This is a genomic window from Flavilitoribacter nigricans DSM 23189 = NBRC 102662, from assembly GCF_002646595.1.
GTDB lineage: Bacteria > Bacteroidota > Bacteroidia > Chitinophagales > Saprospiraceae > Flavilitoribacter > Flavilitoribacter nigricans.
Genome location: NZ_PDUD01000018.1, coordinates 470,260 through 481,289, shown reverse-complemented (window position 1 = coordinate 481,289; position 11,030 = coordinate 470,260). Strand labels below are relative to the sequence as shown.

Annotated in this window: 7 protein-coding genes; 5 read left to right on the top strand and 2 right to left on the bottom strand. The window is 52.7% G+C overall.

Translation table 11 applies throughout. The features are described 5' to 3' along the window. Positions 1-219: 219 nt before the first annotated feature. Entirely contained in the window at positions 220-2,109 is a 1,890-nt protein-coding gene (locus CRP01_RS12940; RefSeq protein WP_233752675.1) for a metallophosphoesterase, read from the bottom strand. 186 nt (positions 2,110-2,295) lie between these two features. Here CRP01_RS12940 and CRP01_RS12935 point away from each other — a divergent pair, with 186 nt between their 5' ends. The 3 genes from CRP01_RS12935 to CRP01_RS12925 all read left to right on the top strand — a co-directional run bounded on the left by CRP01_RS12935 (position 2,296) and on the right by CRP01_RS12925 (position 8,043). Continuing rightward, positions 2,296-3,774 (top strand): DUF1501 domain-containing protein, encoded by a 1,479-nt coding sequence (locus CRP01_RS12935; protein ID WP_099150457.1) that lies wholly within the window; start codon positions 2,296-2,298, stop codon positions 3,772-3,774. Between the two features lie 81 nt (positions 3,775-3,855). After that, positions 3,856-7,083: a DUF1553 domain-containing protein gene (locus tag CRP01_RS12930; protein ID WP_099150456.1), complete on the top strand. Its 3,228-nt coding sequence runs from the start codon at positions 3,856-3,858 to the stop codon at positions 7,081-7,083. 93 nt (positions 7,084-7,176) lie between these two features. Further along, a complete protein-coding gene (locus tag CRP01_RS12925) occupies positions 7,177-8,043 on the top strand; it encodes a histidinol-phosphatase (RefSeq protein WP_099150455.1) in 867 nt (288 codons plus the stop codon). Between the two features lie 49 nt (positions 8,044-8,092). Here the strand turns inward: CRP01_RS12925 and CRP01_RS12920 are convergent, their stop codons facing one another. Then, entirely contained in the window at positions 8,093-9,289 is a 1,197-nt protein-coding gene (locus tag CRP01_RS12920; RefSeq protein ID WP_099150454.1) for a trans-sulfuration enzyme family protein, read from the bottom strand. Positions 9,290-9,389: 100 nt separating this feature from the next. Here CRP01_RS12920 and CRP01_RS12915 point away from each other — a divergent pair, with 100 nt between their 5' ends. Continuing rightward, positions 9,390-10,460 (top strand): RluA family pseudouridine synthase, encoded by a 1,071-nt coding sequence (locus CRP01_RS12915; RefSeq protein WP_099150453.1) that lies wholly within the window; start codon positions 9,390-9,392, stop codon positions 10,458-10,460. Positions 10,461-10,470: 10 nt separating this feature from the next. Then, positions 10,471-11,010, top strand: coding sequence for a DUF1415 domain-containing protein (locus CRP01_RS12910; RefSeq protein WP_099150452.1), 540 nt, complete (start codon positions 10,471-10,473; stop codon positions 11,008-11,010). Positions 11,011-11,030: the final 20 nt, after the last annotated feature.

The following is an 11,030-nucleotide window of genomic DNA, read 5'->3' as shown; positions in this document are numbered from 1 at the left end:
CAAGTATTTGCGGTAATCAAATATGATCGAAAATTTGATAATCGATATTATCTCAAATACAAATCAGCATAATTTTTTCACTCTTTTGCTTGCATGGGAACACAGTTCATCCCGAATTTCAGCCTAGGCCAAAATTCGGGATGACTCATGTTGGTCTGGTGGTGGTGAAGAAAAGACTTTCTAAGTTTCGAAAACTTAGAAAGTCTAAAGTGCTATCCCTCAATGGCTTAGTTTCATAGGCCCGAACGGCATCTTGCCCATCGCCGCATCCACCGTACCCGCACTCAGGAGTTCGGAACCGGACGCCTCAAAGTACTCCACCCGGATCTGGTGTTTCCCTTTTTCCAAAACGATACTGCCGTATTTCGTCTGGTTGCTGTGATCCCCGTCGTGATCGATCACCAGCCGGCCGTCAATGTACAGGCGGGAGCCGTCATCCGAAGCCAGAAAGAACTTGTGAATACCGGTTGAACCGATCTCTACGTATCCTTCCAGCACCACTGCGAATCGATCGTCCCGGTGTTCGAAACTGTTGACGCTGATATTTTCAGCGACGCCGGTACGAACCACTTCCAATTCATCGAATGGCGGAAGTTGTTTCCATTTCCCTTCGTAATATTTATAGGCCAGGCCGCTTTCGGTGCGTTTAGTCTTTTGGGCCGGCAACGGAGCCATTTGGGTAAACGATCGCTGGATCAAGCGACTGGCCTTACCCGCCGGAGTGAAGGCTCTCACTTTTAGTTCTACACTTTTATCGATCTGGAACGGTCCGGTGTATTTCGTCGACTGGCGACTGGGTTCGGAGCCGTCCAGTGTATAATAAATCTCGTGGGTGGTTTCCAGAGCGGACATTTCCACCGTGGTTTCCTTCTGAAACACAAAGTGGTCGACATTCAGATGTGGAGCCGGCGGCTGCATCATGCTGGTGGAGTTATCTTCTTCCTTGGTCATCTGGAAGGTATCAAACAGGCGGCCTTCATGGTCAATAGCTTTAAAAACCAGGGTTTTATCAAATACATTGAACGTGGTGTAATGATGGCCGGTCTGTAATTCCTGGGTGAACCAGGAGCGCGCCGGGTCAAAATCTTCCAAACCGCCGCCGGCACCGCCGGAATTGATGTATACGACACCATCCTTGAGATTAATCGCATTATCAAATATCGGCCAGCTTCTTTCGTACATGTGTACGTGGCCGAACAGGCAGAAGTCCACATTGTAGGCATCGTACAAAGGCGTAAGATCCCGCGCGTGGGTACCGTAGGAGGAAGCGCCGATATAGGTATCGCCATGATCATTTTCCTCACTGGAGTAGGGAGGATGGTGGTGCACCACAAATTTCCAGGTGGCTTTGGATTTGGCCAGTTCCCATTCCAGCCAGTTATACTGTTCGGAGCCTTCCGAAATGTCCCGGTTGGTGTCGATCATGAAGAACTGGGCGTTGCCGTATTTGAAGGTATAGTAATATTCCGGAGCGGGATTTACCATGTAATCGTAATAGTGTTGGGCATCCTGCTCGTGATTGCCCAGTACGGTATACATTGGGTAGCGGCTCATGGCTACGTGGCCATTAGGGAAAAACTGCTGGGTCCAGTCCGTTTTTCGGGTGCCCTGGTCGACAATATCTCCAGCGTGCACAATGAAGTGCGGACGACCTTCCCAGATCTTCTGAGCGATCTTGCCCCAGGCCCAGGGCGTACGACCGTTCTGCTGGGAATCACCGATGAAGGCGAATGCATAGGCATCTTCATCCTTCACCGCCGTTCGGAAAGTATAGACCGGGCTGATGAGCTCCTGTCCGTTCTCCAGTACACTTTTTATCCGGTAAACGTATTTGGTGGCGATTTCCAGTCCGCTGAGTTCAACTTCATGGAGCAGTCGTTCGCCGTCGATGGTCTTGTTCAGTGACAGATTGGGCTCTTTGGCATCGAGCAGTGCCTTCCCGTATTCCACCACGGTCGTGGCCGGACTTGAAGTTTCCCAAAGCACATAGATGCCGGTTTGGGAAGCAAACTGTAAATAAGGTTTGACCAGGAAGGTGTCCTGTTGAGTTTGGGCCATTAGCGTCAGATGCGCCAATAGCGTTACTGTTAGGATTAAGGCGTTTTTCATTTTTTTGCGCAAAAAAGGTGAAAATGAATGAATAGGGTGAAAATGGTTGATTAAGCCTTTGTTAATTCTCTGGGCTTCGGCTAAAGATAAATATGCATTGACGGGCAGCACAGTGAAATCGAAAAAATCCTTTATTTTTAAAACAGTTTCTATTAAGCGAAACGAGCAACGAAAAACCTGCCCAGTATGCAAGACTTTTTATCTGAACACCTGCGACAGCAAACCCGTCGTGACTTTTTACGAAAAACAACCAATGGCCTGGGGGCCCTGGCCCTGGGTTCCTTACTGGGACCCGAACTATTTGGCCGGCAAAGTGGCCCTCCGGTTCCATCGCCCGGGAACATTCCCAACGGGGGAATCCTCCAACAGCTCCACCACGCGCCCAAGGCCAAGCGCATCATTTATCTGTTCCAGTACGGTGGACCCTCCCAGATCGAACTTTTTGATTATAAACCGGAACTGATCCGCCGCTGGGGCGAAGAGATCCCGGACTCCGTTCGGGGAAACCAGCGGCTTTCCGGCATGTTAACCGCCCAGGCGACATTCCCGCTGGTAGGTTCCAAATTCGGCTTTCAGCAACACGGCCGGAACGGCACCTGGGTAAGTGACCTCCTGCCGCATACCTCCCAGATCGTCGACGATATCTGCGTGATCAAATCCATGCATACCGAGGCGATCAATCACGAACCGGCCCTCATTTTTTTTCAGTCCGGCTCGCAGCAGACCGGTCGGCCGTCGGTCGGGTCCTGGTTCAGTTACGGATTGGGCAGTCCGAACCAAAATCTGCCTTCCTACGTGGTCATGCTGTCCAAGGGACGGGAGGATGTCCAGAATCTTAATAAAAATGCCTGGAGTAACGGCTTCCTTCCCTCGCACCACCAGGGGGTACAGTTCCGCTCCGGACGCGATCCGGTCCTGTACATCAACAATCCGGACGGGATCGACCGCCATTCCCGGCGGAGGGCTCTGGATTATCTGACCGAGCTGGAAAAGGAACAAAAGCTGGAATGGGGTGATCCGGAGATCGATTCCAAACTGAACCAGTACGAAATGGCCTACCGCATGCAGGCCAGCGTACCGGATGTGACGGATCTCTCCGACGAGCCGGATTACATCTTCGATATGTACGGACCGGATGCCCGCACCCCCGGCACATTTGCGGCCAATTGCCTGCTCGCCCGGCGTCTGGCGGAACGCGATGTGTGCTTTATCCAACTATTTCACATGGGCTGGGATCAACATGGAGGTTTGCCCGGCGCCATTCAGAAAATGACCAGTTCGTCCGATCAGGCATCAGCAGCACTCGTGAAGGACCTCAAGCAAAGGGGATTACTCGATGATACCCTGGTTATCTGGGGTGGCGAATTCGGCCGTACCAGCTTTTCTCAGGGTAAATTGACCAAAGAGAATTACGGTCGGGACCACCATCCGCGCTGCTTCAGCATCTGGATGGCCGGCGGCGGGATCAAAACGGGCATGAGCTACGGTGCCACCGATGACTTCAGTTATAACATTGCCCGGGATCCGGTGCATGTCCACGATTTTCAGGCAACCATGCTCCATTTGATGGGCGTGGATCACGAACGCCTCACCTTCAAACACCAGGGCCGGCGGTATCGCCTGACGGATGTTTCCGGAAAGGTGGTAAAGGATATCCTGGCCTAGAACATGCGCGTAGGGACCGCCGGCTTGCCTATTGACGTTTAGCCCGATGGTCTGTTTGTCAAACGATTTTACCAATACTTTATGAATCGATCATACCCTCTCCAATCCTGTTTTTTATTGATCTCTTTGGGGCTGATGTTGGCCTCCTGCGGTGGCGAATTGCCCGAAGACGTAACCGCAGCTGCGGATAAGCTCCCGGAAAAGGTGGACTTTAATTTTCACATCAAGCCCATCTTATCGGATCGGTGTTTTGCCTGCCACGGGCCGGACGCCAATAAACGGGAGGCGGAACTGCGACTGGATATTGCGGAAAATGCCTACGCCGCTCTGGCATCCGGTAACGGTTTTGCCCTGGTGCCCGGGAAAGTTGCGAAAAGTCAGGTCTACCACCGCATTTTAAGCGACGACCCGGAATTGATGATGCCGCCACCGGAATCCAACCTCACTTTGTCGGCGGAAGAAAAAGCCCTGTTGGTTCGTTGGATTGATCAGGGCGCGGAATATCGAGACCACTGGGCCTTTATTCCGCCCCGGAAAGAAGCGCTGCCGGAAGTAGAACAATCCGAATGGGTAAATAATGAGATTGACCGGTTTATCCTGTCCAGACTGGAACGGGAAAATATCGCTCCCAGTGACCGGGCCCGTAAAGAACAACTTATTCGCCGGCTGACCTTTGACCTCACCGGATTGCCACCCACCTTAGCGGAGATCGATGCCTTTCTGTCGGATGAGCGGCCAAACGCCTACGAAAATCTGGTGGACCGCCTGCTGGCCTCTCCGGCCTACGGCGAACGGATGGCGGCCCACTGGATGGATGTGGCCCGATATGCCGACAGCGAAGGTTATCTGGACGACTTCTGGCGGCGGATGTGGCCCTGGCGGGACTGGGTGATCGAAGCTTTTAATAAGAATTTGCCCTACGATCAGTTTGTCTTGTGGCAGATCGGGGGTGACCAGATCCCCGACGCGAGTCACGAGCAGGTGCTGGCTACGGGGTTTAACCGCAACCACAAACACAATTCGGAAGGGGGCATCATACCGGAAGAATTCCGGATTGAAAATGTGGCGGACCGCACCAATACCCTCGGGAAAGCCTTTATGGGACTTACCCTCGGTTGTGCCCGTTGCCACGATCACAAGTACGATCCGATCTCTCAACAAGACTATTACCAACTGTTCGGTTTTTTCAATAGTACCAATGAACGCGGCGACGGCATTCTGGGCAACGGTGCGATCGATCCGGGGCCGACTTTGCCCCTAACGCGGGAAGAAACCCGGGAGATCGTTCGCTTTATTGAAAATAAGATCGATCAGAAAAAGGAAATTTTGGAAACAGCGCGGGATAAGTCGGATCCGGATTTTTCCCGGTGGGATGATCAGGCAGTCGATGGGCAATTAGCTGATGCCATCCGGGACAAGAGGGTAGCGCGGTACACCTTCGATGCCATCAAAGATCACCGGTTTACCAACGAGGTTCATCCGGACCAGAGGGGTTCCTTCTGGGAAACCAGCGTTGTTCCGGGACACCAGGGGGAAGCGCTGCAGATGGAAAGCGGCGGCACCGTTAATTTTCCGGGAGACGGCATCACTTTCGAACGTACCGAGCCATTTTCTTTTAGCTTTTACATCAATACGCCCAAGGCATTCGAAGAGGCCAATGTGATCTTCAATGCCAATAGCCGGGTGCAGGGATATCGCGGTTACGATGTGGTAATTGACAGCAACCACGTCAGTTTCCGGATCAATCACGCCTGGCCGTACCAATCCCTGCACGTAGAATCTGTCAATGAACTGCCGCTCAACGAATGGGTCCAGCTTACTTTTACCTACGATGGTAGCAGCCGGGCGGAAGGAATTAGGATGTACTGGGACGGTGAACCCGTCGCTACCCGGATCATCCACAACCGGATCTACCGGAGTGCAATACCACGGAATGGGACTTATATCTACATTCCGTATAACGGTATGGGAGCCGGTAACCGGCACTACGATGCGGATTTTGCGGGCGGGAAGATCGACGATGTGCAGGTATTCAACAATGAATTAAGCCCGGTAGAAGTGGCCTATGTATACGATCCGAAACCCGCTTTGGCAAAATGGCGATCCGACCAGCAAGGGCGGCGGGCCTTTTACCGGCTCAATCACGATCCCGCCATTGCCGCTGCCCGCGACAGCTTGCAATTCTGGCACCGCAAACATCTGGCAACCATTGACACGGTTACGGAGATCATGGTTATGGGAGATCTGGAACAACCCCGACCGACCTATCTGCTGGAACGGGGCGAATACGATAAACCGGGCGAACCGGTAGAGCCGGACGTTCCGTCGAGCATTTTGAGCTGGGATGAGGATTTGCCCCGCAACCGCTACGGCCTCGGGCAGTGGTTGATCGATAAGAACAATCCGCTGACGGCCCGGGTAATGGTCAACCGGCTTTGGCAACTGGTCTTTGGCCGGGGTATCGTTCGCACTTCGGAGGATTTCGGCAATCAGGGCGAACTGCCCACGCATCCGGAACTGCTCGACTGGCTGGCGGTCACCTTTATGGACAACGACTGGGATATGAAGCACATGCTGAAACTAATGGTCATGTCGGCTACATATCAGCAATCCTCCGTAGTTCGCCCCGAACTCCGGGAGCTTGATCCGGATAACCGCCTGCTGGCCCGCGCTCCCCGCTATCGCTGGGATGCAGAGATGGTACGGGATAATGCCCTGGCGGTAAGCGGGCTGTTGATCAATGAAGTCGGTGGTCCCGGCGTATTTCCCTACCAGCCGCAGGGACTCTGGCGGGAAGTCTCCAACCATCCCTGGGGGCCTTTCTACCATGCCGATAATGGAGATGGATTGTACCGAAGGAGTTTGTACACGATCTGGAAGCGCAACGTTCCACCGCCGTACATGCTTATTTTCGATGCCAATGACCGCAATCAATGCGAAGTACGCCGGCAGAACAGCAGCACGCCGCTCCAGGCGCTGGTGTTACTGAACGATCCGCAAATGGTGGAAGCCAGCCGGATGTTGGCCCAGCGAAGTTTGCTGGAAACCGGGGCTGATCCCGAAATGGCCGTGGAAAAGGCTTTCCGTCGACTCACCAGCCGGCCGCCGACTCCCAAAGAGCAGGCCATTCTGGACCGGCAATACCAGGAAGAGCTGGCGTATTTCCGGGATCGGCCGGAGGCGCTGCGTGAGTACGTCAGCGTAGGCGAAGCCGGGCTGTCCCAAAAGGTAGATCCGGTAGCGCTGGCCGCACTGTCTGTGGTCTGCAATACGGTGATGAATACCACGGAAGCCTATTACAAGAACTAATTACTCCGGATCGGGGTTAATAACAGCATTAGCTTCACACTGGCTTAACTTTGATTTTAAACGAAGACCTTAGTTTTGCCAAAAAATAAGCATATGCAATTAGCAAATCATCATGCCCATTCCAATTTCAGTGATGGACGATTGAGCCCCGAAGACTATCTGAAAAATGCGATCGATCAGGAGCTGCTGCTCTACGGCTTTTCCGATCACGCACCGATCCCACATGCTGATTTTGGGGCGATGAAAATGGAAGACCTGGCTGCTTATCTCAGCGAAGTTGACCGACTGAAGGAACAGTACGGCGACCGGATCCAGATCTACAAATCCCTCGAAGTCGATTATATACCGGGGATGATCAGTCTGGAAAGCCGGCACATTAAGGAAGCCGATCTGGACTATACGATCGGTGCCGTCCATTATGTCGATTTCTTCCCGGACGGACGCCCCTGGGGATTTGAAGCCTCGGTAGCGCAATTCGAAAGAGGAATCAACGAAGTTTTTCAGGGAGATGTTAAAGCTGCCTTAATGCGGTATTATGAATTGATCCGGATCATGGTGCGGGATTACCGGCCGGATATGGTTGCTCACCTGGACCGCATCAAAAAATTGAATAAAGGAGACCGGTTCTTTCCGGAACGGGCAAGTTGGTATAGGGAGGAAGTGATCCGTACAATGGAAGTGATCGCCCAGGCCGGCGTCATTATGGAGGTCAACACGAAAAGCTTTTACAAGAAAGAGTTGGAAGAGACCTATCCGGGAAAATGGGCCCTGGAGATCGCCCGGGAGATGAACATCCCGGTAAATATCGGTTCGGATGCTCACCATCCCGATGATATTACTAAAGGATTTGATCACGCTAGTCGCGTGTTGCAAGAGGTTGGTTATACGACCACGAAGATCTTTCTGGATGGGATCTGGCAGGAAGTAGAACTGGTCAAGCCGATGATCTACACCACCTAGCTGACATTTTATGCTTGCCGGTTACCACAAAACCGGCAAGCACAAAGGATCAGGCTCCGATGGCCTGATCGAGATCGGCAATTATGTCTTCTGCATTCTCAATACCCACCGATAGTCGCACCAGACCGTCCGTGATCTGGTTGGCCAGGCGTACCTCCGGGGGCACGCGCAGGTGAGACATGGATGCCGGGTGCAACACCAGCGTATCCACATCGCCCATGGTGGGGGCCAGTTTGCAAAATTGCAGGCGGTTCATAAAAGCCTTGCCCGCTTCCAGCCCACCGGCCAGTTCAAAACTCAGCATTCCTCCGAAAGCGCGCATCTGCCGTTTGGCCAGAGCGTGGTCCGGATGGGAGGTAAGGCCCGGATAATTGACCTGCTCTACCTGAGAATGTTCCGTGAGATATTTTGCGATCTGCAGGGCATTGGCACAATGGCGTTCCATCCGGAGCTCCAGCGTTTTCATGCCGTTGTTGATCAACCAGGCGTCCCAGGCATTGCTGTTCCCGCCGACGAGTTTAAGCCCCATAAAGATCTCCTCTTTTCCCGGCTGGCCTTTTTTTCCAATGATGGCGCCTCCGGTAGAGTTACCGTGTCCGTTGATATATTTGGTGGTGGAGTGAACGACGAAGTCTACGCCAAACGCGAAAGGCTGCTGGACATAAGGGCTGCAAAAGGTATTATCGGCAGTCACCAGACAGTCGTACCGTTGACCGAGATCAGCCAGTGCGGCGATATCCACACAGGCCAGGGTGGGGTTGGCCGGCGTTTCAAAATAGATCATGCGGATGCTGTCATCCTGCTGCAACAGCCTTTCTACCTGGTCGAGGTCCTGCAGGTTGGTCAGGATCGGATCGAGCCCGAGCGGTTGCAGGATCTTGTTGAAGAGTTCCGTGGTCCCTCCGTAGAGATTTCCCTGGGTAAGGATCTTTTGGCCGGGTTTTACACAGGCCAGCATCAAAGTTGTGATGGCATTCATACCAGAACTGAAAAGATAGCCGTAAGTTTCGATGTCCAGTTTATAGGCTTCCAGCGCGGCGATCTTGGCGGCAACACTTTCAATGGTGGGGTTACCAAAACGGCTGTAGAGGTGTCCTTCTTCCTCGCCGGTAAATACCGCCATTCCCTGCTCAATGGAGGAGAAGTCAAAGGAGGAGGTAGCGTAAATGGGCAGGGTGTGTGAGGCCGTGGTGCTTTCTTTGCGAATATCGTGTACACAACGGGAACCAAATCCGATCTTTTTCATAGTCTATTGTGATATTTTTGTCCTTTGAGCCTGCAAAGATGCCAAGAAAATTGAGAAGCTTTACCATTAGTTATATTTTTGCGAAAATTTACGAGGAGTTATGTCCACAGAAGAGCTAGACATTCAAGACAGTGAAGAACAGGAGGGGCTGGATTCGGATGATTATCAGGATCATCAGCAAATTGTGATCGATCCCAAACAGGCTCCCCTGCGGATCGATAAATTTCTGATGGATCGTCTGATGAAAGTTTCCCGCAACCGCCTGCAGAACGCCATTCGTTCCGGATCCATTCTGGTAGATGATAAAGAGGTAAAGCCGAACTTCAAAGTCAAACCCGGGCAGGTGATCACCCTGATCCTGCCGAAACCGCCCCAGGAACACCTCGGGCCGGTACAACCGGAAGATATTCCACTGGATATCCGTTACGAGGATGACGACCTGATGGTGGTCTACAAACCACCCGGCATGGTGGTTCACCCGGGCGTTGGGCATCCGAACGGAACGCTGGTGAATGCGCTGGCCTATCACTTTAAGGATCTGCCGGTGATGAAGGGCAACGATCCGGACCGGATCGGACTGGTGCACCGGATCGACAAGAATACCTCCGGTTTGCTGGTGGTCGCCAAGACGGATTACTCCATGACCCACCTGGCTAAGCAATTCTATAATCACACTGTTGACCGTACGTACCAGGCACTGGTCTGGGGAGAACCCGATCCACCAAACGGGACCATTACCGCCAATGTCGGCCGGCACCCGCGTTTCCGAAAACTCTTTACGGTATTTCCGGAAGGGGATGAAGGGAAATGGGCCGTAACCCATTACAAGACATTGGAGGGCATGTACTACGTCAGCCTGATCGAATGCCGGCTGGAAACCGGCCGGACGCACCAGATCCGGATCCACATGCAGCATCTCGGTCACCCGCTGTTCAGCGATGACAAATACGGCGGGGACCAGATCGTAAAGGGTACGGTGTTCAGTAAATACAAAAAGTTTGTGGAGAATTGCTTCACGGTGATGCCGCGGCAGGCGCTGCACGCGAAATCTCTTGGGTTTACCCACCCGGTAAGCGGAGAGCGACTGCATTTTGAAACGGACCTTCCCGAAGATTTTGCCGCCGTCATGGAGAAGTGGCGGACTTACGTCAACAGCCGCAAAACCCTGTAAACTGCGAGGAATGGAGTACCTGAAAAAGACCAGGGAGTGGGTCAGGAATTTTGTAATTGCCCTGAATCTTTGTCCGTTCGCCGCAGTGCCGTTTCGGAAAGACCAGATCCGCATTGTACTCGAGGAAAGCAGGGATCCCGAAGAGCTGGCTGACACCTTATTAAGGGAGTTGGATCATTTACTCCGTACGGATCCCAAAGCGGTGGAAACCACTTTGATCGTTCACCCGAACGTTCTGACGGATTTTCTCGATTACAACGATTTTCTGGGAGTGGCCGAAGATATACTGGAAGAGGCGGGACTGAACGGTATTTTGCAGCTGGCCTCCTTTCATCCGGATTACCAGTTCGCGGGCACTCCCCATGATGATCCCGCTAATTATACGAACCGTTCCCCTTTTCCGATGCTGCATCTGCTGCGGGAGGAAAGTATCAGCAAGGCGGTGGATAATTTTCCGGACCCGGATCGGATACCGGAGGTCAACGTAGAGCGACTGCGGACCATGACGATAGCTCAGATCCGGCAGTGCTGGACCAAACAGGAACAATAAAGTTTGAAATTAGTAGAAAT

Coding starts and splice junctions, on each gene's coding strand:
- CRP01_RS12925 (WP_099150455.1), top strand. CDS start 7,177: ATGCAATTAGCAAATCATCATGCCCATTCCAATTTCAGTGATGGACGA.
- CRP01_RS12930 (WP_099150456.1), top strand. CDS start 3,856: ATGAATCGATCATACCCTCTCCAATCCTGTTTTTTATTGATCTCTTTG.
- CRP01_RS12935 (WP_099150457.1), top strand. CDS start 2,296: ATGCAAGACTTTTTATCTGAACACCTGCGACAGCAAACCCGTCGTGAC.
- CRP01_RS12915 (WP_099150453.1), top strand. CDS start 9,390: ATGTCCACAGAAGAGCTAGACATTCAAGACAGTGAAGAACAGGAGGGG.
- CRP01_RS12910 (WP_099150452.1), top strand. CDS start 10,471: ATGGAGTACCTGAAAAAGACCAGGGAGTGGGTCAGGAATTTTGTAATT.
- CRP01_RS12940 (WP_233752675.1), bottom strand. CDS start 2,109: ATGAAAAACGCCTTAATCCTAACAGTAACGCTATTGGCGCATCTGACG.
- CRP01_RS12920 (WP_099150454.1), bottom strand. CDS start 9,289: ATGAAAAAGATCGGATTTGGTTCCCGTTGTGTACACGATATTCGCAAA.